The sequence below is a fragment of the Streptomyces sp. NPDC050703 genome (genome assembly GCF_040654435.1).
GTDB lineage: Bacteria > Actinomycetota > Actinomycetes > Streptomycetales > Streptomycetaceae > Streptomyces.
On sequence record NZ_JBFAHX010000026.1, the window covers coordinates 1 to 24,402 of the forward strand.

Below are 24,402 nucleotides of genomic sequence, written 5' to 3' on the forward strand. Positions count from 1 at the left end.
GTGGTGCTCGGCGCCCCCGCCGGCCTGGGCCTCGACGTCCTCACCGCCGGGCTGAACGCCGTACTGGACACCCACGCCATGCTGCGGGCCCGCACGCTCCCCGCAGAGCACACGTCACTGGTGGGCGCGCCGGGTTCCGTGGCAGCGGGGCGCCTCGTCGAGCGCGTGGGCGTGGACGTGGGCGGGAACGTGGCGGCGGACGCGGCCTTGGACGAGGCCGCGGGGCGGGCGGCGCGCGAGGCCGTGGAACTGCTCGATCCGGGCGCCGGCGTGATGGTCCGTGCCGTCTGGGTCGACGCGGGACCCGGCCAGGTGGGCCGGCTGGTGCTCGTGGCCCACCACTCGGCGGTGGACGGAGTGTCCTGGCGGGTGCTGACGGCGGACCTGCGGGCCGCCTGCGAGGCGGTCGCCGCCGGACGCGCGCCGCGCCTCGACCCGGTCGGGACCTCGTTCCGCCGCTGGGCGGAGCTGCTGACCGCCGAGGCCACCGGTGAGCGGCGGGCCGCCGAGCTCCAGCAGTGGCTGGCCCTGCTCGGCGCGGCGCCACAGTCCCCGCTCGGGCACCGGGCCCTCGACCCGGACGTCGACACCGTGCGCACCCTGCGCCAGCGCGCGTGGACCGTACCGCCCGCCCAGGCCGAGTGGGTGCTGAACCGGATGCCGAACGCGTTCCACTGCGGCGTGGACGACGTGCTCCTCGCCGCGCTGGCGGGCGCCGTCGCGCACTGCCGGCCGGACGCCGGCCCGGGAATCCTGGTCGACGTCGAGGGCCACGGCCGGGAGCCGGTCGGGCAGGCGGACCTGTCGCGCACCGTGGGCTGGTTCACCAGCGCCCGGCCCGTGCGCCTGGACGTGACGGGGATCGACCTCTCCCGGGCCCTGGCGGGCGGCACCGACGCGGGCAGGCTCCTGAAGACCGTCAAGGAGCAGGCGCGGTCCGTGCCGGGCGACGGGCTCGGCCACGCCCTGCTGCGCCACCTCAACCCCGCGACCGCCGCCGCCCTCAAGGCCGCGCCCGCCCCGCAGATCGGCTTCAACTACCTCGGCCGGTTCACCCCGGGCGGCACCGGCGCGGGCGCCCCCTGGCAGCTGACCGGCGAGACCGCGATCGGCGGTTCCGTACCCCCCGACGCGCCCCTGCCGCACGTTCTGGAGGCGAACGTGGCCGTGCGGGACACCCCGCACGGCCCCGCCATCGAACTGCGGCTGAGCTGGCCGGGGGCCGTCCTCGGCGAGCAGGAGGCCGAGCGGATCGGCAGCACCTGGACGCGGCTGCTCGGCGGCATCGCGGAACACACGGCGAGCCCCGGCGCGGGCGGCCACACGCCCCGGGACTTCCCGCTCCTGACCGCCGGGACCCTGACGCAGGACGGAGTCGAGCGGCTGGAGGCGGCGGTGCCGGACCTGGCCGACGTATGGCCGCTCTCGCCGTTGCAGGAAGGCATGCTGTTCCACGCCCTGTTCGACGGGGAGAACCCGCGGTCCGCGGCCGGGGAAGGCCCTGACGCCTACCAGAGTCAGCGCGTGCTCGCCGTGGACGGGCCGCTGGACGCCGCCAGGCTGCGGGCCGCGTGGCAGGGGCTGCTCGTGCGGCACGACGCGCTGCGCGCGAGCTTCCACCGCCTCGCGTCGGGCGAGGCCGTGCAGGCCGTGGCGCGGGAGGCGGAACTGCCCTGGCGCGAGGTCGACCTGTCACACCGTACGGAGGCCGAGGCGCTCGCGGAGGCGGACCGCCTCGCCGCGGCCGAGGCGGCCGAACGCCTCGACCTGACGGCGGCGCCCCTGCTGCGGCTCCTCCTGATCCGCGTCGGCGAGCGGCGGCACCGGCTGGTCGTCACCAGCCACCACATCGTCGCGGACGGCTGGTCGACGCCGATCCTCCTCGCCGAGGTGGCCGCCGCCCTCGCGGCGCCGGGCGAGCCGTCCCCGCCCGGCCGCACGGCCTCGTACGGTGACTACCTGGCGTGGCTGCGACGGCAGGACACGGAGGCGGCACGGACCGCCTGGCGCGACGAGCTGGCCGGGGCCGAAGAGCCGACCCTCGTGGCCCCGGCGGAGCTGGGCAGCGCCCCCGTCCCGTGCGAGGAACGCTCGGTGCGCCTGTCGCGCGATGCGACCCGCGCCGTGACCGAACTCGCCCGCGCCCGGGGCCTGACGGTCAACACCGTGGCGCAGGGGGCGTGGGCGCTGGTCCTCGCCCGCCTCGCCCGGCGCACCGACGTGGTGTTCGGCACCACGGTCGCGGGACGCCCCGCGGAGATCCCCGGCGTGGAGTCGATGATCGGCCTGTTCATCAACACGCTGCCGGTCCGCGTACGGCTCGACGCCCGGCAGCCGGTCCTCGCCATGCTGAGCGAACTCCAGGAGCGGCAGACGGCACTGATGGCACATCAGCACCTCGGGCTGCCGGACATCCAGGCGGCCGGTGGGGCCGGTGCCGTCTTCGACACCATGCTGATGTTCGAGAGCTACCCGCGAGGCACCGCGCCCCGGCCCGAGCCCGGCCCGTCCGGCGCCGGCGTCGCGCTCACCCAGGTGGACAGCCGGATCGGCACGCACTACCCGCTGGCCATCGGTGTCGTACCCGACGAGCGCCTGGGCGTCCGCGTCACCTACCGGCCGGACGTGTGCGACGGGCGGCAGGCCCTGCGCGCGGGCAGGCAGCTCGTCCGTGTCCTTGAGCGGCTCGCCGCCGACCCGGCGCTGCGGGTGGGCGACATCGACGTACTGGAGGAGGCCGAGCGTTCCGCGGTGCTCGACCGGTGGAACGCCACCGACAGGCCCGTCCCGGCGGGCACGCTCGGAGAGCTGTTCGCAGCGCAGGCGCGGCGGACCCCGGACGCGGTGGCGGTGATCGCGGCGGACCGGCGGTGGACGTACGCGCGCCTCGACCGGGCCGCCGACCACGTGGCGCGCGAGCTGCGGGCGCGCGGCGTGCGCCGCGGCGACCTCGTCGGCGTGGTCATGGAACGCTCGGCCGACGTGGTCGCGGTCCTGCTGGGCGTGGCCAGGGCGGGAGCGGCGTTCGTCCCGGTGGACCCGGCCCACCCCGCCGAGCGGATCGCGCACGTCCTCGCCGACGCCAGCCCCGCGCTCGTGGTCTGCACGGGCACGACCGAAGCGGTGCTCCCGGCGGACGTGCCCCGCTGGCCGTACGACGCGACGTCCCGGCCGCGCGACGGACGGGCACACCGGGCCGGGCACGGCCGGGCCCGCGCGACGGACCCCGCCTACGTCATCTACACCTCCGGCTCGACCGGGACACCGAAGGGCGTCGTGGTCACCCACGCCGGCCTCGGCAACCTCGCCGCCGGCCAGATCGAGCGGTTCGCCGTACGCCCCGACTCCCGCGTCCTGCAATTGGCGGCCTGGAGCTTCGACGCCGCCGTCTCCGAGCTGTGCATGGCGCTCCTCTCGGGAGCGGCGCTCGTGGTGGCGGGCGCGGACCGGCTGCCGCCGCACGTCCCGCTCGCCGACGTCGCCGCCGAGTTCGGGGTGACGCACATGACGGTGCCGCCCTCGGTCCTCGCGACGGTGGACGCGCTGCCGGACACCGTGGAGACCCTGATCGTCGCGGGTGAGGAGTGCCCGCCGTGGCTGGCCGGGCGCTGGGCCGGCCGCCGCCTCGTCAACGCCTACGGACCGACGGAGGTGACCGTCTGCGCCGCGATGAGCCAACCGCTGCGCGCGACGGGGGAAGGGCCGGTGCCGGTCGGACGCCCGCTCACCAACAGCCGGGTGTACGTCCTCGACGACTTCCTGAGGCCGGTCGCCCCCGGAACCGTCGGCGAGCTGTACGTCGTCGGCCCCGGCCTGGCGCGCGGCTACCTCCACCGGCCGGACCTGACGGCCCAGCGGTTCGTGGCGAACCCCTTCCGGCTGCCGGGCGACCCGGACCGCATGTACCGGACGGGCGACCTGGCGCGCTGGACGCCCGAGGGCGAGCTGCTCTTCGCGGGGCGCGCGGACGAGCAGGTCAAGGTGCGCGGGTTCCGGGTGGAGCCGGACGAGGTGCGGGCGGTCCTCGCCGGACACGAGGCGGTCGCCCAGGCCGTGGTCCTCGCGCGTCAGGACGTGCCGGGGGAGCGGCGGCTCGTCGGGTACGTGGTCCCGGTTCCGGAGCGCCCGGACGTGGACGGGCGGGAGCTGCGGGCCCACCTGGCGGACCGGCTCCCGGAGTACATGGTCCCCGCGGCGGTCGTCGTCCTCGACGCCCTGCCGCTGACCGTCAACGGCAAACTCGACCGGGGCGCGCTGCCCGCGCCGGACTTCGCCGCCCGGGTGACGGGACGCGCGCCGCGCACCGGGACCGAGCGCGTCCTGTGCGGGCTGTTCGCGGACGTGCTCGGCCTGGAGCGGGTCGGGGCGGAGGACGGCTTCTTCGAGCTGGGCGGCGACTCGATCAGCTCCATGCAGCTCGCCGCGCGGGCCCGAGAGGCGGGCCTCGTGCTGACGCCGCGGCAGGTCTTCGAGGAGAAGACGCCGGAACGGCTCGCACGGGTCGTCGCCGCGGCCGGGCAGGAGGCCGAGGCCGCCGACGTGGGCGTGGGCGACGTGCCCTGGACGCCGGTGATGCGGGCGTTCGGCGAGCGCGCCACCGGGCCCGGATTCGCGCAGTGGGTGGTCCTCGGCGTCCCGGCCGGCCTCGGACTCGACGTGGTGGCCGCCGGGCTCGGCACGGTCCTGGACACGCACGACATGCTGCGGGCCCGCACGGTCCCCGGCGAGCCGAAGCTGGTCGTCGGGGAGCCGGGGACGGTGGACGCCGCCGCGCTGGTGTCCCGGGTGACCGCGGCGCCCGGGGACGGCCACGACGTCGCCGAGCGGGCGGCCCGCGAGGCGGCGGGCCGCCTCGACCCGGCATCGGGCGCGATGGTGCGCGCGGTGTGGGTCGACGCCGGACCCGGGCACCAGGGGCACCTGGTGGTCGTCGCGCACCACCTGGTGGTGGACGGGGTGTCCTGGCGGGTGCTCGTACCGGACCTGCGGGCCGCCTGCGAGGCGGCGGCAGCCGGGCGCGAGCCGCGGCCCGCACCGGTCGGCACCTCCTTCAGGCGCTGGGCGGAACTGCTGGCGGCGGAGGCCGCCGACGAGCGGCGCACCGCCGAACTCGACGACTGGCTGACCCTGCTCGGCGAGGACCGGCGGCCCGTCGGCAGCCGGGCGCTCGACCCGGACGTGGACACCCTGCGGACCCTGCGGCGGACGTCCTGGACGCTGCCGCCGGAGCAGGCGGCCACACTGGTGGGCAGGACCACGGCGGCCTTCCACTGCGGAGTCGACGCCGTCCTGCTCGCCGCCCTCGCGGGCGCCGTCGCGCACTGGCGGCCCGAGACCGCCACGGGGCTCCTGGTCGACGTCGAGGGGCACGGCCGGGAGCCGGTCGGGGAGGTGGACCTGTCGCGCACGGTCGGCTGGTTCACCAGCGCCCACCCCGTGCGCCTCACCGTGGCGGGGCTGGACCTCGACGAGGCGCGGGCGGGCGGCCCCGCGGCCGGCGCACTCCTCAAGGCGGTCAAGGAGCAGGTGCGCGCGGTGCCGGGCGACGGCCTCGGGCACGCGCTGCTGCGCCACCTCAACCCCGCGACCGCCCCCGCTCTTGAGGCCGCCCCCCGCGCGCAGATCGGCTTCAACTACCTGGGCAGGTTCGGAGCGGGCCCCGCCTCCGCCGACGGCCTGTGGCAGCCCGCGGGACAGAGCGCGATCGGCGGTTCGGCCGACCCCGGCATGCCCGCCACCCACGCCATCGAGGCCGGGGCCGCGGTGCGGGACACCCCGGAGGGGCCCGAGCTGACGCTCACCCTCAGCCACCCCGCCCTCCTGGTCACGGAGGCGGACGCCGAACGGCTCGGCCGGGCCTGGGCGGCGACCCTCGCCGGCCTCGCCGCGCACACCGGGCAGCCCGGCGCGGGCGGGCACACCCCCGGCGACTTCCTCCGCGCCACCCTGGCGCAGCACGAGGTGGCGGAGCTGGAGTCGGCGGTCCCCGGCCTCGACGACGTCTGGCCGCTGTCGCCGCTCCAGTCCGGCATGCTCTTCCACGCCACCTTCGACGAGGCCGCGCCGGACGTCTACGAGGGCCAGCGGGCCCTCGCCCTGGACGGGCCGCTGGACGCGGGCCTGCTGCGCGCCGCGTGGGAGACCGTGCTGCGCCGGCATCCGATCCTGCGGGCGAGCTTCCACCGCCTCGCGTCGGGCGAGGCCGTGCAGGCCGTGGCGCGGGACGTCGCACTGCCCTGGCGCGAGGCCGACGTGTCGGGCCTCCCGGAGGCACGGGCACACGCGGAGGCGGAACGCCTCGCCGAGGAGGAGCGGGCGGCACGGATCGACGTGACGCGCGCCCCGCTGCTGCGGCTCCTCCTGATCCGCGTCGGCGACGACCGGCACCGCCTCGTCATCACCAGCCACCACATCACGATGGACGGCTGGTCCCTGCCGGTCCTCATCACCGACCTGCGGGCGGCGTACGCGGCACACGCCGCCGGCGGCGACGGGAGCGGCCTGCCGCCCGTCACGTCGTACCGCGACTACCTGGCATGGCTCGACCGGCAGGACAGGGAGGCCGCACACGAAGCCTGGCGGACGGAGCTGGCGGGACTCGACGCGCCGACCCTGGTCGTGCCCGAGGAGTCGGTACGGGTGCCGATGGAGCCCGACCGCATCCGGTTCGCCTTCCCCGCCGAGCTGTCGCGGGGCGTCGCCGAACTCGCCAGGAGCCGCGGACTCACCGTCAACACCGTGGTCCAGGGCGCCTGGGCGCTGCTCCTCGCCCGGCTCGCCCGCCGCACCGACGTGGTGTTCGGGGCGACCGTGGCGGGCAGGCCCACCGACCTGCCGGGAGCGGATTCGGCGGTCGGCCTGTTCATCAACACCGTGCCCGTCCGGGTTCCGCTGACGGCGGGCCAGGCCGCCTGCGACATGCTCGCCGCCCTGCAGGAGCGCCAGGCGGCGCTCATGGCCCACCAGTACATGGGCCTCTCCGAGATACGGCAGCTCGCGGGGCGGGCGGCGACGTTCGACACGCTCGTGGTGTACGAGAACTACCCCCACCCGCCCGCGGAGGCCGCCGACCCGCACTCCCCGCGCATCAGCCCCGCGGGCACACCCAGGGACATGGGGCACTACCCCCTGACCTTCGTGGTGTCGCCCGGTGAGCCCATGCACGGCGACTTCGTCCACCGCCCCGACGTCTGCGACCGGGCCCGCGCCGAGGAACTGGTCGCGGCTCTGGTGCGCGTCCTTGAGCAGTTCGTCGCGGACCCGACGACGCCCGTGGGCCGGGTGGACGCCGTGGCCGCCACCGGACGCGACCTCGTCGTACGGGAGTGGAACGGCTCGCCCGAGGTGGCGCCCGGCGCGGTACCGTTGCCCGAACTGTTCGCGCGGCAGGCGGAGCGCACGCCCCGCGCGGTGGCGCTCGACGCGGGCGAACGGACCTACACCTACGCGGAGTTGGCCGAGTCGGCCGGGCGCCTCGGACGGTATCTGGCACGGCACGGCGTCGGCCCGGAGAGCCGGGTGGCGGTCATCGGCGAGCGGTCGGCCACCATGGTCGAGTCGCTGCTCGCGGTGTCGATGGCCGGCGGCGCTTTCGTGCCGGTGGACGCCGGATACCCGGCGGAGCGCATCGCGTACGTGCTGAACGACGCGGCCCCACCGGTCGTGCTGTGCACCGAGGGCTCACGGAGCGCGGTGCCCGCCGCTTTCCCCGGCCGGATCGTGGTGACCGACGACCCGCACGTCGCGGCCGAGGTGCGGCGGTGCGCGGGCGGCCCCGTGCGCGCCGACGAGCGGACGGCGCCCCTGGGGGCGGCCAACGCCGCGTACGTCATCCACACATCGGGGTCGACGGGTGCGCCCAAGGGCGTCGTCGTCACCCACGCGGGCCTCGGCAACCTCGCGCGGGCGCAGATCGACCGCTTCGGCGTGCGGCCGGACTCACGCGTGCTCCAGTTCGCCTCCCCGAGCTTCGACGCGGCGGTCTCCGAACTGTGCATGGCGTTCCTGTCGGGCGCGTCCCTGGTGGTGGCGGCGCCGGACGAGCTGCCGCCGCGGGTGTCGCTCGACGAGGCGGTGCGCCGGGCGCGGGCGAGCCACGTCACCGTGCCGCCGAGCGTCCTCGCGGCCGAGGAACGGCTGCCGGACGAGCTGGCGACCGTCGTCGTGGCGGGCGAGGCGTGCCCGCCCGGGCTCGTGGACCGCTGGTCGCCCGGCCGGCGGATGGTGAATGCGTACGGCCCCACGGAGACCACGGTCTGCGCCGCGATGAGCGCCCCGCTGGCGCCGGGCGGCGACCTCGTGCCCATGGGGCGCCCGATGACCGGCGTACGGGCGTTCGTCCTCGACGCGTTCCTGCTGCCGGTGCCGCCCGGCGTGGCCGGTGAGCTGTACGTCGCCGGGGCCGGGCTCGCGCGCGGCTACCTGGAGCGTGCGGGGCTCTCGGCGGAGCGGTTCGTGGCCTGCCCGTTCGGGGCGGGGGAGCGGATGTACCGCACCGGGGACGTGGCGCGGTGGACGGCCGGGGGCGAACTGCTCTTCCTCGGCCGGGCCGACGACCAGCTCAAGATCCGCGGCCACCGCGTCGAACCGGGCGAGATCGAAGCGGTCCTGACCGCGCACCCCGACATCGTGCAGGCCGTCGCCGTCGCGCGCGCCGACCACACCGAAGGTAGCCGTCTCGTCGCGTACGTCGTCGCGGACCCCGCGCGGCACACCGGCGGGACGGACGCCACCGCCTGGGTCGCCGAGCTGCCCGCGTACCTGCGCGCACGCGTACCGGAGCACCTGGTGCCCTCGGCGTTCGTGCCGCTCGACCGGCTGCCGCTGACCGCCAACGGCAAGGTGGACCGGGCGGCCCTGCCCGCGCCCGACTTCGCGGGGCGGGTGACGGACGGCGGGCCGCGCACCGCGGACGAGCGGGTCCTGTGCGACCTGTTCGCCGAGGTGCTCGGCCTGGAGCGGGTCGGGGTCCGCGACAGCTTCTTCGAGCTGGGCGGCGACTCGATCATGTCGATGCAGCTCGCCTCGCGGGCGCGCGGGGCGGGGCTGCTCCTGACGTCACGTCAGGTCTTCGAGGAGAAGACCCCCGAACGCCTCGCGGAGGTGGCGGAAGCCGTGGGCTCCGAGGCCCCCGTCACCGACATCGGTGTCGGCGAGGTGCCCTGGACGCCCGTGATGCGGGCGCTCGGCGAGCGCGCGGCGCGCCCCGGGTTCGCGCAGTGGACGGTCCTCGGCGCCCCGGCCGGCCTCGGCACGCGGACGCTGGCGGCAGGTCTCGGCGCCCTGCTCGACACGCACGACATGCTGCGGGCCCGCACGGTGCCCGGCGAACCGAAGCTGATCGTCGGCGAGCGGGGCCCGGTGGACGCCGCCGGCCTGGTCGACCGCGTGGACGCGACCGGTGCCGCCGACGCCGCGCTGGACGGGATCGCGGGGCGTGCGGCGCGTGCGGCGGTGGAGCGCCTCGACCCCGCGTCCGGCGTCCTCGCGCGGGCCGTCTGGGTCGACGCGGGGCCCGGACGCACGGGCCGCGTCGTGCTGGTGGTGCACCACCTGGTGGTGGACGGGGTGTCGTGGCGGGTCCTCGTACCGGACCTGCGGGCGGCGTGCGAGGCGGCGGCCGCGGGGCGCGAACCGGCGCTCGACCCGGTCGGCACGTCCTTCCGCCGCTGGGCGGAGCTGCTCGCGGCGCAGGCGGTGGACGAGGCGCGGACCGCCGAACTCGACGCGTGGCTGACCCTGCTCGGCAAACCCCGGCCACCGCTCGGAGCACAGGAGCTGGACCCCGGCCTGGACACCGTGCGCACCCTGCTGCACCACACGTGGACGCTGCCGCCCGAGCAGGCGGCCACCCTGGTGGGCCGGGCCACGGCCGCCTTCCACTGCGGGGTCGACGACATCCTCCTCGCGACGCTCGCGGGCGCGGTCGGTCACTGGCGGCCGGACGCCGCCGCGGGGCTCCTCGTCGACGTCGAGGGACACGGCCGCGAGCCGCTGGACGGCGTGGACCTGCTGCGCACGGTCGGCTGGTTCACCAGCGTGCGTCCCGTGCGCCTGGAGGTGGCCGCTGAGCACTTGGACGCCGCTATGGCGGGCGGCGCGGCTGCCGGTAGCTTGGTGAAGGCCGTCAAGGAACAGGCCAGGGCGGTGCCCGGGGACGGCCTCGGGCATGAACTGCTGCGCCATCTCAACCCCGTGACGGGGCCGGTCCTGCGGGCCGCGCCCGCCGCGCAGATCGGCTTCAACTACCTGGGCCGGTTCGCGGCGGGCGGCGACGCGGGCGGTGGCACCGCCGCGGGCCCGGCAGGGCCCTGGCACCTGGCCGGCGAGACCGCGATCGGCGGTTCCGTCGACCCGGGCATGCCCGCCACGCACGTGGTGGACGCCGGCGCGGTGGTGAGGGACACCGCCGACGGGCCCGAGCTGACGCTCACGCTGAGCTGGGCGAGCCGGCTGCTGGAGGAAGCCGACGCACGGCGGCTCGGCGACACCTGGCTGAAGATGCTGGACGGCCTCGCCGGTCATGCCGCCGACCCCACGGCAGGTGGACACACCCCGTCCGACTTCCACCTCCTCGACCTCGCACAACACCAGATCGACGAACTCGAAGCCGGATTCTCCGGTGAGCAGCCCCAGCCGTCAGGCACCCAGCCGTTGTGAGGAGAGAGAACGATGACCCGACCCCGATCCCTCGTCGAGGACGTGTGGCCCCTCTCGCCGTTGCAGGAGGGGATGCTGTTCCACGCCTCCTTCGACGACCAGGGCCCGGACGTCTACACCGTGCAGTCGGCGGTGGACGTCAACGGCCCGGTGGACTCGGGTCGGCTACGGGCGTCGTGGGAGGCCCTGCTGGCCAGGCACGCCGCGCTGCGGGCCTGCTTCCGGCCGGTCACCGGCGCCCACATGGTGCAGGTCATCCCGCGCGAGGCCGTGCTGCCCTGGCGGGAGGCGGACGTCAGCGGGCTCACGGAGAGCGAGGCCGCGGCGGAGGTCGACCGGCTCACGGCGCGGGAGCGCGCGGAGCGCTTCGACCTCGCGGTCCCGCCGCTGCTGCGCCTCCTGCTCGTCAGGTTCGGTGAGGACCGGCACCGCCTCGTCATGACGCTCCACCACATCCTGCTCGACGGCTGGTCGATGTTCGTGCTGCTGGGTGAACTCTCCGCGACGTACGCGGCGGGAGGCGACACCTCTGCCCTCAAGCGGGTCGCCCCCTACGGCGAGTACGTGGCCTGGCTCGCCCGCCAGGACAAGGACGCGGCCTCGGCGGCCTGGCGGGCGGAGCTCGCCGGGGCCGAGGGACCGACCCTGGTGGCACCGGCCGACCCGGGCCGCACCCCCCTGCTCCCCGAGCAGGCGCACGCGGCCGTATCCCCCGAACTCACGGGCGCGCTCGCGGAGTTGTCGCGCGCCAGGGGGCTGACGCTGAACACCGTTGTGCAGGGCGCGTGGGCCCTGGTCCTCGCGCGGCTCGCGGGCCGCACGGACGTCGTGTTCGGCGCGACGGTCGCCGGGCGCCCCGCCGAACTGCCGGGCGTGGAGTCCATGGTCGGCCTCTTCATCAACACCCTGCCGGTGCGCGTGCCCCTCGACGGCCGCAGGCCGGTCGTCGAGACGCTGACGGAACTCCAGGAGCGCCAGTCCGCGCTGATACCCCATCAGCACGTCGGACTCGCCGAGGTCCAGAAGCTCGCCGGGGCCGCCGCCGTCTTCGACACCCTCGTGCTGTACGAGAACTACCCGCTGCCGCCGGCCGGGCCCGCGCCCGGACCCGGCGCGGTGACGCTCAGCCCCGCGGGCGCCTCGCGCGACGCCTCCCACTATCCCCTCACGCTCGTCGCGGTCCCCGGCGGCGACCGGATGCGCCTGAAACTGGACTACCGCCCCGACCTGTTCGACCGCACCGCGGCCGAGTCGATCGTCCAGCGGTTCGTACGGGTTCTGGAGCAGATCGCGGCCGACCCCTCGGTGCGGGTCGGCGACATCGACGTGACGGACGGGACCGAGCGCGCGACCGTCGTGGAGCGGTGGAACGCCACGGACAGGCCGGTCGCCGCGGGCTCGGCCCTGGCGGCGTTCCAGGAGTGGGCGGTGCGCTCACCCGGCGCCGTGGCCGTGCGCTGCGGCGCGGACGAGGTGACGTACGGCGAACTGGAGGCGCGCGCGAACCGGCTCGCCCGGCACCTGGTGGGGCTCGGCGTCGGCCGCGAGGACCGGGTGGGACTGTGCCTGCCGCGCGGCGTCGACATGGTGGTGGGCGAGCTGGCGGTGTGGAAGGCGGGCGGCGCGTTCGTCCCGCTGGACCCCGAGTACCCGGCGGACCGGCTGGCGTACATGGTGGCCGACAGCGGCGCACGGGTGGTGCTCCGCGCCGGTGGGCCGCCCGTCGAGGCCGACCGCGTCGTCCGCCTCGACGACCCGGACACCGGGCGGACGATCGCGGCGGAGTCCGCCCGGCCGCTCGGCCTGCCCGTCCATCCCGAACAGCTCGCCTACGTCATCTACACCTCGGGCTCGACGGGCCGCCCCAAGGGCGTGGCCCTCGCCCACCACGGCGTGGCGAACCTCGCGGAGGCGATGCGTCCGGCCCTCGGCATCGGCACGGGCGTGACGATGCTCCAGTACGCCTCGTTCGGCTTCGACGGTTCCGTGCTCGACGTGGCCGTCACGCTGGCCGCGGGCGGCACCCTGGCCATCGCCGGGGCCGAGGAGCGCACCGACCCCGCGGCGCTGGCGGGCATGATCCGCGAGAGCGGCGTCGGGGCCGCCAGCGTCGTGCCCTCGGTGCTGCGCGTCCTGGACCCGGACGACGTGCCCGGCGTACGGAACTGGGTCCTCGGCGGCGAACTGCTGACCGCGGACCTCGCGAGCCGCTGGACCCCGCGGGCACGGGTGTGGAACACCTACGGCCCGACCGAGGCCACCGTGATGGCGACCTCGGGACCGGTGGCGAAGGACATCGGCCCGCGGGACGAGCCGCCGCCCATCGGACGCCCGCTGGGTAACATGCGGACCTACGTGCTCGACGGCTTCCTGCGGCCGGTGCCGCCCGGCGTGACCGGCGAACTGTACGTCGCCGGGCCGGGAGTGGCGCGCGGGTACACGGGACGGCCGGACCTGACGGCCGAGCGGTTCGTCGCCTGCCCCTTCGGCGCGGGCGGCCGGATGTACCGCACGGGCGACCTCGCCCGCTGGACCGGCGAGGGAGAGCTGGTCTTCGCCGGGCGCGCCGACGACCAGGTGAAGCTGCGGGGCTTCCGCGTGGAGCCCGGCGAGATCGAGGCGGTCATCGCCCGGCACCCCTCGGTGGGCCGGGTCGCGGTCATCGCCCGCGAGGACCGGCCCGGCGACCGCCGCCTGGTCGCCTACGTCGTCCCCGGCACCGGCCCTGCCGACGGCGCGGTCGACCCCGAGGCGCTGCGCGCGTACGCGGGCATCCGCCTCCCCGACCACATGGTCCCCTCGGCGGTGGTCGTCCTCGACGCGCTGCCGCTCACCGTGAACGGCAAGCTCGACCGCGACGCCCTGCCCGCGCCCGAGCGGACCGCGCGGGGCCGCGATCCGCTGACACCCGTCGAGGCGGTCCTGTGCGGACTGTTCGCCGAGACGCTCGGGATCGAGCGGGCCGGCGCCGACGACTCGTTCTTCGCCCTCGGCGGCGACTCCATCCAGTCGATGATGCTGGTGTCGGGCGCCCGCCGCGCGGGCCTCGCGATCACCGCGCGCCAGGTCTTCGAGCACCGCACTCCGGCCGCCCTGGCCCTGGTGGCCTCGCCCGTCGACGGCCCGGCCGGGGACGGCGGCGATCCCGGCACCGGTGAGGTGCCCCTGACGCCGGTCATGCACGAACTGCTCGACCGCGTCGGCGCCGGACACGTGGGCCGCGTCGTGCAGTCCGCCCTGGTCGAGGCCCCGGCCGCGCTGCGGTCCGAGACCCTGGCCGACGCGGTGCGCGCCGTCGTCGACCACCACGACGTCCTGCGCGCCCGCCTGGAGACGGAACCGGAGCGGCGGCTCGTGATCTCGGGCCCCGGCACGGCCCCGGCCGGATCGTGGGTGCGCCGGGTCGACGCGGCGTCCGTGCCCGCCGACGACCTGCCCCGGACGATCGCCGAGGAGAGCCGGGCCGCGGTGGCGCGGCTCGACCCGCGCTCCGGCGTCATGCTCCAGGTGGTCTGGTTCGACCTCGGCCCCGACACGGCGGGACGGCTGCTGCTGGTCGTCGACCACCTCGTGGTCGACGCGGTGTCGTGGCGCATCCTGCTGCCCGACCTGGAACAGGCATGCGCCGCGCTCGCCGCGGGACACAAGCCCGAACTGGAACCGGTCCCCACCTCGTTCCGCCACTGGGCGCGCGCACTGGCCGAACAGGCCGGCGGCGCGGAGCGGACCGCGGAACTCCCGCGCTGGAAGGAACTGCTCAAGGGCCCCGACCCGCAGCTCACCGAGGTCCCCGCCGACCCGGCGCGCGACGTCGCCGCCACCGTCCGGCGGGTCTCGGTGACGGTGCCGGCCGACGTCACGTCGGCCCTGCTGACCGGCGTGGCCACCGCCTACCACGCGGGCGCCGACGACGTACTCCTGACCGGTCTCGCCGCCGCGGTCACGCGCTGGCGCGGGGACGGCGACACGGCGGGCGGCTTCCTGGTGGACGTGGAGGGCCACGGCCGGGTGGAGCTGACCGACGGCATGGACCTGTCGCGGACCGTCGGCTGGTTCACCGGCACCCATCCCGTACGCGTCGACGTGGGCACCGCCGACCTCGACGAGATCCTGTCCGGCGGCCCGGACGCGGGCGACACCGTGAAGCGCGTCAAGGAACAGCTGCGCGCCGTGCCCGGCGACGGTCTCGGCCACGGCCTGCTGCGCCACCTCAACCGAGCGACCGCGCCCGAACTCGCCGCCCTGCCCGCCGCGCGGGTCGGCTTCACCTACCTCGGCCGGGTCCCCGGCGCCCCCGCGGACACGGACGACGCGCCGGCGGGCGGCGCCGCCGACGGGCACCTCCCCGTCGCCCACCCGCTGGAGGCCGTCGCCGTCGTCCACGACCTCGCGGAGGGGCCGCGGCTCACGCTGAGCCTGGCCTGCCCGGAACACCTCGTGGCCGAGGAGGCGGCGCGCGCCCTGGTCGAGGGCTGGGCGGCGATGCTGGCCGGCCTGGCCGCCCACGCGGGCGACCCGGCGGCGGGCGGCCACACCCCCTCAGACTTCCCCCTGGTCACGCTCACCCAGGCCCAGGTCGAGAAGCTGGAGCAGGCGGCACCGGGCCTGGCCGACATCTGGCCGCTCTCACCGCTCCAGGAGGGCCTGCTGTTCCACTCGATGTTCGCGGACGAGGGCCCGGACGTGTACGTGGAGCAGATGATCGTCGGTCTCGAAGGGCCGCTGGACACCGAGGTGCTGCGGGCGTCCTGGCAGTCGCTCCTCGACCGGCACGCGAGCCTGCGCGTGGGCTTCCGGCAGGTGGCGGGGTCCGGGCAGGCCGTCCAGACCGTCATGCCGAAGGCCGTCCTGCCGTGGCGCGAGGAGGACCTGTCGGACCTCGGCGAGGACGAGGCCCGCGAGGAGTCCGACCGCATCGGGGCGCAGGAACGGGACAAGGGCTTCGACCTGACGCGCCCGCCGCTGGTGAAGGTGCTCCTGGTCAAGACGGGCCACGAGCGGTACCGCATGATGGTGACGCTCCATCACATCGTGCTCGACGGCTGGTCGCTGCCGGTCCTGCGGCGCGAGCTGTGGGCCTGCTACGAGGCGGGGGGCGCCGCCGGCGGGCTGCCCGCGGTCACCCCCTACTCGGAGTTCCTCTCCTGGCTGGGACGCCAGGACAAGGAGGCCGCGCAGGAGGCGTGGTCGGCGGAGCTGTCCGGCGTGGAGGAGCCGACGCTGGTCGTGCCCGTGACGCCGGGGGCGACCGTCGAGGCGTCCGGAGCCTCCGGCGAGGTCTTCACCGTCGCGGACGAGGAGCTGAACGCCGCGCTCGGCGAGCTGACCCGCGCCCACGACATCACCCTGAACACGGTGATCGAGGCCGCGTGGGCACTGGTCGTCGGTCAGCTCGCGGGCCGCAAGGACGTGGTCTTCGGCGCGTCCGTCGCGGGCCGCCCCGCCGAACTGCCGGGCATGGAGAACATGCTGGGCCTGTTCATCAACACCGTCCCGGTGCGCGTGCCCTGCGACCCGGCACGGACCGTGGCCGAGCTCCTGACCGACGTACAGGCCAGGCAGTCGGCCCTGATGGACCACCAGTACCTGAGCCTGGGGGACATCCAGCGGATCGCGGGGCCGGGGGCGACCTTCGACTCCCTCATGGCGTTCGAGAGCTTCCCCACCGGGATGGACGCGCCCGAGCAGTCCGGTGAGGGCGGCCCCCGCGAGCCCGCGCCGGCCGGCCTCGTCCTCACCGAGGCCGGGATGCGCGAGTCGATCAGCTATCCGCTCGGTCTCGTGGTGGACCCGCTCGGCGGGCTGCGGATGCGGCTCAGCTACCGCTCCGACGCCTTCGACGAGCCGGCCGCCCGCGCCCTGCTCGACCGGCTGGTGCGGGCCCTGCGGCAGATGACCGCCGACCCCGGGCTCGCGGTGGGCCGCATCCGGCTCTCCGACGAGGCCGAGCGGTCCCTGGTGACCGAACGGTGGAACACGCCCGCGGCGGAGGTCCCCGCCGCGCCGGTGCCGGAGCTGATCCGCACGCGGGCCGGCCGGTCGCCCGGCGCGGTCGCGGTGCGCGGCGGCCAGGAGACCCTGACCTACGCGGAACTCGAAGCCCGCGCGAACCGCCTGGCGCGGCATCTGGCCGGGCTCGGCGTGGGACGGGAGACGCGGGTGGGCCTGTGCCTGCCGCGCGGCATCGACATGGTCGTCGCGGAGCTGGCGGTGTGGAAGGCGGGCGGCGCCTTCGTCCCGCTCGACCCGGAGTACCCGGCCGACCGCCTCGCGCACGTCGTCGCCGACAGCGGCGCGCGGGTCGTCGTCGGCACGGGCGACACCCTGGACGGCCTGTCGGCGGGCGCGGCGCGGGCGGTCCTGCTCGACCAGGTGGAGACCGTACGGGCGCTCGCCGCGGAGTCCCCCGAACCCCTCGGAACCGAGGTGGCCCCGGACCAGCTCGCGTACGTCATCTACACGTCGGGCTCCTCCGGCCGCCCCAAGGGCGTGGCCGTGGCGCACGGCGGCGTGGCGAACCTGGCCGAGACGATGCGGCCGGCCCTGGGCGTGGCCGAGGGAGTGGCCGTCCTGCAGTTCGCGTCGTTCAGCTTCGACGCGTCGGTCCTCGACGTGGCGGTCACCCTCGCGGGCGGCGGCACGCTCGTCATCGCCTCGGGGCAGGAGCGGGCCGAGCCGGGAGCGCTCGCCGAACTGGTGCGGGCGTCCGGCGTCAGCACCGCCAGCGTGGTGCCCTCGCTGCTGGGCCTGCTCGACCCCGACGAACTGACCGGCGTGGAGAACTGGGTCCTCGGCGCGGAGCTGCTCACCGCGGACCTGGCCAGCCGCTGGACCCCGCAGGCGCGGGTGTGGAACACCTACGGCCCCACCGAGGCGACCGTGATGGCCACCGCGGGGCCCGTGGACGAGGAGATCAGGTCGAACGACGCGGCACCGCCGATCGGCCGCCCGCTGGGCAACGTCGCCACATACGTCCTCGACGGCTTCCTCCACCCTGTCCCGCCGGGCGTCACCGGTGAGGTGTACATCGCGGGCCCCGGCGTGGCGCGCGGCTACGTCGGACGCCCCGACCTGACCGCGGAGCGGTTCGTGGCCTGCCCGTTCGGTGACGCCGCCCGCATGTACCGGACGGGCGACCTGGCCCGCTGGACGGCCGGCGGGGAGCTGCTGTTCGCGGGGCGTGCGGACGAGCAGATCAAGATCCGCGGGTTCCGGGTGGAGCTGGGCGAGATCGAGGCGGTGCTCGCCGCCCACCCGCTGGTGCGCCAGGCGGTGGTGGTGCTCCGCGAGGACCGGCCGGGGGAGCAGCGCCTCGTCGGCTACGTGGTCACCGCGGGCGAGGACGGCGAAGGCAGTGGAGCCAGTGGAGCCGGTGAGGGCAGTGAGGGCAGTGAGGGCGGCGAGGGCGGCGAGGGCACGGACACCGAGGTGTTCCGCGAGCACCTGGCGCGCACGCTGCCGTCGTACATGGTCCCCGCGGCGGTGGTCGTCCTCGACAAGCTGCCGCTGACGCGCAACGGCAAGGTGAACCGCAGGGCGCTGCCCGCCCCGGACTTCGCGGGACGGGTCTCCGGGCGCGAACCGGAGAACGAGACCCAGGCGAGGCTCTGCGCGCTGTTCGCCGAGATCCTGGACCTCGAACGCGTGGGCGTCGACGACAACTTCTTCGACCTCGGCGGCGACTCGGGCCTCGCGATGCGGCTCGCCGCGCGCATCCGCGAGGAGTTCGGCACCGAGCTGAGCATGCGGCGCTTCTTCGGCTCCTCCACCCCCCTCGGCGTCGCCAGGCTCCTGACGTCGAAGGAACTCCCCGAGCTGCGGCCGGTCGACCACCCCGACGAGATCCCCGCCACGGCGAGCCAGCAGCGCACCTGGCGCCTGGAGCGGGAGGACCCCGGCTCACCGGTCCGGCGGGCCCCGATCGCGCTGCGCCTCAGCGGCGCCCTGGACCGCGCGGCACTGGAGGCGGCCCTCGGCGACGTCGCCGCACGGCACGACATGCTGCGTACGACGTTCACCTGCTCCGACAGCGGTGACCTCCACCAGCGCGTCCTGGACGCCGAAGCGGCCCGGCCCGCGCTGCCGGTGACACCGGCGGCCGAGGACGAGCTGCCGCGCCTCCTCGCCGACCACGCCGACCACGAATTCGACCTCACCAGGGAGACCCCCTGGACGTGCCGCCTGTTCGCGGTCTCCGCCACCGAGCACGTCCTGCTGATGGTGGTGCACCGGGTCGCGACGGACGACCAGTCGCTGACCGTCCTGGTCCGCGACCTGGCGGCGGCCTACGGCGCGCGCCGCGAGGGCCGCGCCCCCGAACGCGCCCCGCTGCCGCTGCAGTTCGCCGACTACGCGCTCTGGGAGCGCGAGATGCTCAGGGACGAGCAGGACCCCGACAGCCTGATCGGCGAGCAGGCCGCGTACTGGAAGAAGGCCCTGGCCGGTCTGGAGCCCGAGCAGGAACTGCCGACCGACAGGCCGCGCCCGCCGGTCGCCTCGCACCGGACGGACTCGGTGCCCCTCGCCGTCGACGGCGACCTGCACGCCCGCCTGATGGAGGTGGCCGAGGCCGAGAGCGCGACGCTCTTCATGGTCGTGCAGGCCGCCCTCACGCTGCTCCTCTCCGGCCTCGGCGCGGGCCCCGACGTCACCTTCGGCACCGTGCTGGCCAACCGGGACGAGGAAGGCGACCTCGACGGCCTGGTGGGGCCCTTCGCCGACCCGCTGGTCCTGCGCACGGACGCCTCGGGCAACCCCACCTTCCGCGAACTCATCGGCCGGGCACGGGACACCTTCCAGCAGGCGGTGCAGAACCCGGACGTGCCCTTCGCGCGCCTCGTCGACACCCGGTCACCGCAGGCCCCCGCGGCGCGGCACCCGCTGTTCCAGGTCCTCCTCGACCTGCGCAGCGACGCCTCCCAGGTGTGGGAGTCGCCGGAGCTGCCGGGCCTGAGCACCACCCGCCTGCCGGTGGGACGGCCGGTCGGGGAACTCGACCTCGTGCTCGCCCTCACCGAGCGGCACGGGAGCGGAGGCACCCCGAAGGGCGTCGACGGCACCGTCCGGTACGCCACCGACCTGTTCGACCGGCCCACCGTCGACGCGTTCGCGCGACGGCTCGGCAGGGTCCTCGAACAGATCGCGGCCGACCCCGGGCTGCGCATGGCCCAGGTGGACCTGCTCCTCGGCCCGGACGAGCACCACCAGGCGATCGGAGCCGGGCACGACGAGGCACCCGCGCTGCCGGAGGGCACCGTCGTCGCCCGCCTCGCCGAGCAGGCCGCGCTGCGCCCCGACGCGCCGGCGGTCCTCGGCGGGGACGGCGCGCTCACCCATGGCGCACTGGACGCCGCGGCCGGCCGGCTCGCGCGCAGGCTGGCCGGGCAGGGCATCGGCGCCGAGGACGTGGTCCTCGTCGCGCAGCCGCCCACGGCCGCGCTCGTGGTCGCGCTGCTCGGGGTGCTCAAGGCCGGCGCCGCCTGCCTCCTGGCCGATCCGAACCGGCCCATGGAGGACATCCCCGCCTGCCTGCGCAGGGCCGAACCCGCCGCGCTGGTCTGCGACGCGGCGACGGCCCCGCTCCTGGCCGACGGCATCACCGTACCGATGCTGCCGCTCGACGACCCGCGGACGGCCGTGGCCGACGGCGGGCGCGCGGCGGACGGCGCGGCGGGGCCGCTGCCGCTGCCCCTGCCCGGGCAGGCGGCGCTCGTGCTCGGCACCACGGAGCCCGAGGGCGCCGACGGCCCCGGCACGGGAGCGGTCATCGAACACCGGACGCTGCTCCACCAGGCGGCACACCGCGCGCGTGTCTCACCGGCGGGGCACGCGGTGACGGCACTCGACCTGCGCGCCCCCGTGCCGGCGCTCCTGGCACCGCTGTTCGCGGCCCTGTGCGAGGGCGGCGCCGTCCGCCTGGCGGCGGCCGACGACGGCCCCGTGCTCGCCGCGACGGACGGCGCGGCACTGCTCGTCACCACCGACGAGCTGCTGGCCACCGCCCCCGAACCGGGCCCCGGCGAGGCGCGGCCGGCCGGCGCCACGGTCGTGGGCGGCACCGGGACGCCGGCGGGCGCGGACGCCGCCCGGCAGTGGCTTGAGCGCCATCCGCGGGCCGCCCTGGTCAGCGTCCACGGCAGCACGGAGACCGCGGGCGCGTGGCTCGACCACACGACCGCGCCCGGCGGACGGCTCCCCGCCGAGGCCCCCGCGGGACGCCCCGTCGCCCGCACCCGGGCCTTCGTCCTCGACGACTACCTGCGCCCGGTACCGCCCGGCGGCACCGGCGACCTGTACGTCGCGGGAGCCGCGCTGGCCCGCGGGTACGCGGGCGGTCCCGCGCCGACCGGTGAACGGTTCGTCGCCTGCCCGTTCGGGACCGGCGGCGAGCGGATGCTGCGCACCGGCGAGCGCGCGAAGCGGACGTCCGGGGGACTGCTCGCCCTGCGCGGCAAGGCCAGGGACGGCCGTCCCGTCACCAGGGCGGCCCGCGGCGGCGGGGACCACGAGGACGTGGAGATGCTGCTGCCGCTGCGCCCGACGGGCGACAGGCCGCCGCTGTTCTGCCTCCACACCGGTACGGGACTCAGCTGGGCGTACGCGGCGCTCCTCCGGCACCTGCCGCAGGACCTGCCCGTCTACGGCGTGCAGGCGCGCGGACTCGCGGGACCGGAGCCCATGCCCCGGAGCATGGCCGAGATGGCGGCCGACTACGCCGAACAGATCAGGACCGTCCAGCCGACGGGCCCCTACCACCTCCTCGGCTGGTCGCTCGGCGGCCTCATCGCCCAGGCGGTCGCCACGCACCTCGAAGAGCAGGGCGAACAGGTCAGGCTGCTCGCGGTGATCGACGGCTACCCCGAGGGGACCGGCGGGGCCGACTACCGCGACGTGTCGCCCGGCGCCCGCCCGGACGGCGACGTCCAGCCGCGGCCGGGAGACCGGCGGCAGCCGATGAGCCAGGACGTCGGCGAAGGCATGGACGAGGGCCTGAGGTCCCACATGCGCGAGGTGATCGACAACCTGGGCCGCATCACCCCGCACCACACGCCGCGCCGCTTCCGGGGCGACCTGCTGCTGTTCATCGCCGCCGAGGACAGGACCGCCGAGCGGCCCGCGCCGGACGCGAAGGAGAGCTGGGAGCCCTTCGTCGAGGGCGAGGTCGAGGCGCACGAGATCGCGGCGAGCCACTTCACCATGCTCCAGCCCACGCCGTCGTCGCACATCGGAGGCGTCCTCACGGCGAAGCTCCGGGCAGCCGGCGACACCGGAGAGGAGTGAGTCCGACATGCCCCTGACGCGGAACACGGCCGGCGAGAGGAACCCCTGATGTCCAAGCCGATCAACACCGCCGCGCACATCCGCCGCAACGGCATCGAACCACCGCCCGAACTGGCGCGGATCAGCGCGGAGACACCACTCGTCCAGGTCGAGGCCGAGGGGCTGCTGTTCTCCGGCCGCCACTGGCTCGCCACCGGCTACGACGAGGTGCGGGCGATCCTCGGCGACAACCGGTTCAAGATGCTGCCGCCCGCACAGGCCAAGCTCGGCGGAGGAGGACAGGTCGAGGTCGGCAACCTCCTCCAGTACGACCCGCCCGACCACACCCGGCTGCGCAAGATGCTGACGCCCGAGTTCACGCTGCGGCGGATACGGCGCCTCGAACCGTTCGTCGCGGAGATCGCGGAGGACTGCCTCGACGCCCTGGAGAGCGCCGGGCAGCCCGGCGACCTCATCCGCACCTTCGCCGTGCCCATCCCGGGACTCGTCGGCTGCGCCCTGCTCGGCGTGCCCCGCGACGACGCGGCCGACCTGGCACGGAACTTCAACGCCAGCCGCGCCGTCGCCAACTTCGGCAACCGCATCGACGACCGCGAGCGGGAGCGGCAGCGCGCCGCGGGCAACGCCTTCGTGACGTACATGCGCAGGCTCGTCCGGCAGAAGCGCCGCGCACCCGGCGACGACCTGCTCAGCATGCTGATCCGCGACCACGGCGCGGACATCACCGACGAGGAGCTGACGGGCACCGCCGCGACCCTCATGGGCTCCGGCATCGAGAACGTCGGCGGGATGCTGGCACTCGCCCCGCTCGCCCTGCTCCAGTACCCCGACCAGCTCGCCCTCCTGATGGACCGGCCCGAACTCATCGACCGGGCCGTGGAGGAACTCATCCGCTACCTCTCGTCCGTCCCCAACTCCATCCCGCGCTACGCGGGCGAGAACCTGCGCGTCGGCGGACACCTGATCAAGACGGGCGAGCTCGTGATGTGCTCGCTGCTGGCCGTCAACCGCTCCCAGCTCCCCGGAGTGCCGAGGGACACCCTCGACATCACCCGGGAGAACAGCGGCCACATGGCCTTCGGGCACGGCATCCACCACTGCCTGGGCGCGTCGCTCGCCAGGATGGAGCTGCGGATCGGGCTGCCGGCCCTGCTGCGCCGGTTCCCCAAGCTGCGTGTCGCGGTGCCGCCCGAGGAGATCCGCTTCCGGACCTGGACACCCAACTACGGGGTGGACGAGCTGCCGGTGGCCTGGTGAACGCACATCCGCACAGCACACCGGACAACCCATCGCCGAGGTCGCCGTACAGGACCCGTACCGGAGAGGAAGGCCCCCCATGCCCAAGTCGTTGAAGGCCCCCGACCAAGCGCCGCTCGTCGAGACCGTCGTGCCGGGGACCTCCGACCGCGCCTGGATCGCCAACGGCTACGACGAGGTGCGGGCGATCCTCAGCGACAACAGGTTCTCCACCACGCCGCCCGCCGAGACCGCGGAGGCCTCGCGCCGTCTCGTGCAGCCCGGCAACCTGCTGCAGTACGACCCGCCCGAGCACACCCGGCTGCGGAAGATGCTGACCGGGGAGTTCACGCTCCGCCGGGTCCGCGCCCTCGAACCCCTCGTCGAGGGCATCGTCGAGGACCGGCTCGACATCGTGGAGGGCGCCGGGCGGCCGGTCGACCTCGTGGGGCAGTTCGTCTGGCCGATCGCGAGCCTGACAGGCTGCGCGATGCTCGGCATCCCGCGCGACGACCAGACGGAACTGACCCGCCACCTCGACAACAACCGCCTCGACAACCCCGACAGGGAACAGCGGGACATGGCGGGCACCGCCTACCTCGTCTACCTGGGCAAGCTGATGCGGCAGAAGCGCCGCGCCCCCGGTGACGACCTGCTCGGCCGGCTCGTCCGCGACCACGGCAGGAGCCTCACGGAGGCGGAGCTGACCGGCACCGCCGCGACCCTCCTCGCCTCCCTCATCCCCATCACCGGCGGCACCCTGGGCCTCGGCCTCGTCGGACTCCTGGAGAACCCCGACCAGCTCGCCCTGCTCGTCGAACGCCCCGAACTGCTCGACCACGCGGTCGAGGAGGTGATCCGCAGCGTCACGATCATCCCGCACGCCTCACCCCGTACCGCCAAGGAGGACGTGCCCGTCGGGGATCAGGTGATCAAGGCCGGTGACTTCGTGGCCTGTTCCCTCCTGGAGGCCAACGGGGCCAGGCCGCCCGGGGAGCCGCAGGACAGCCTGGACATCACCCGTGACAACAGCGGCCACATGGCCTTCGGCCACGGCCTCCACTACTGCCTGGGCGCGTCACTGGCCCGCATGGAGCTGCGGGCCGCCATCTCGGGGCTGCTGCGGCGCTTCCCGAAGGTGCGGCTCGCGGTGCCGCGCGACGAGCTGCGCTTCACGGCGAAGTCCGTGGAGACGCTCCCGGCCACCTGGTAGGGGAGGGACGCCGC

At 75.6% G+C, this 24,402-nt stretch carries 4 protein-coding genes; all 4 read left to right on the plus strand.

The genetic code is table 11. The features are described 5' to 3' along the window. Positions 1-78: 78 nt before the first annotated feature. A complete protein-coding gene (locus AB0I16_RS23095) occupies positions 79-10,659 on the plus strand; it encodes an amino acid adenylation domain-containing protein (protein WP_363251382.1) in 10,581 nt (3,526 codons plus the stop codon). A 12-nt stretch (positions 10,660-10,671) separates the two neighbouring features. Then, on the plus strand, positions 10,672-21,939 hold the full coding sequence (locus AB0I16_RS23100; protein ID WP_363251383.1) for an amino acid adenylation domain-containing protein: 11,268 nt from the start codon (positions 10,672-10,674) through the stop codon (positions 21,937-21,939). Positions 21,940-21,987: 48 nt separating this feature from the next. Beyond that, entirely contained in the window at positions 21,988-23,196 is a 1,209-nt protein-coding gene (locus tag AB0I16_RS23105) for a cytochrome P450 (RefSeq protein ID WP_363251384.1), read from the plus strand. Between the two features lie 79 nt (positions 23,197-23,275). Beyond that, on the plus strand, positions 23,276-24,388 hold the full coding sequence (locus tag AB0I16_RS23110) for a cytochrome P450 (RefSeq protein WP_363251385.1): 1,113 nt from the start codon (positions 23,276-23,278) through the stop codon (positions 24,386-24,388). Positions 24,389-24,402: the final 14 nt, after the last annotated feature.

What these genes read in the sequence shown, in the direction of transcription:
- AB0I16_RS23095 (WP_363251382.1), top strand. Translation starts at nt 79, where the DNA reads ATGCTGCGGGCCCGCACGCTCCCCGCAGAGCACACGTCACTGGTGGGC.
- AB0I16_RS23100 (WP_363251383.1), top strand. Translation starts at nt 10,672, where the DNA reads ATGACCCGACCCCGATCCCTCGTCGAGGACGTGTGGCCCCTCTCGCCG.
- AB0I16_RS23105 (WP_363251384.1), top strand. Translation starts at nt 21,988, where the DNA reads ATGTCCAAGCCGATCAACACCGCCGCGCACATCCGCCGCAACGGCATC.
- AB0I16_RS23110 (WP_363251385.1), top strand. Translation starts at nt 23,276, where the DNA reads ATGCCCAAGTCGTTGAAGGCCCCCGACCAAGCGCCGCTCGTCGAGACC.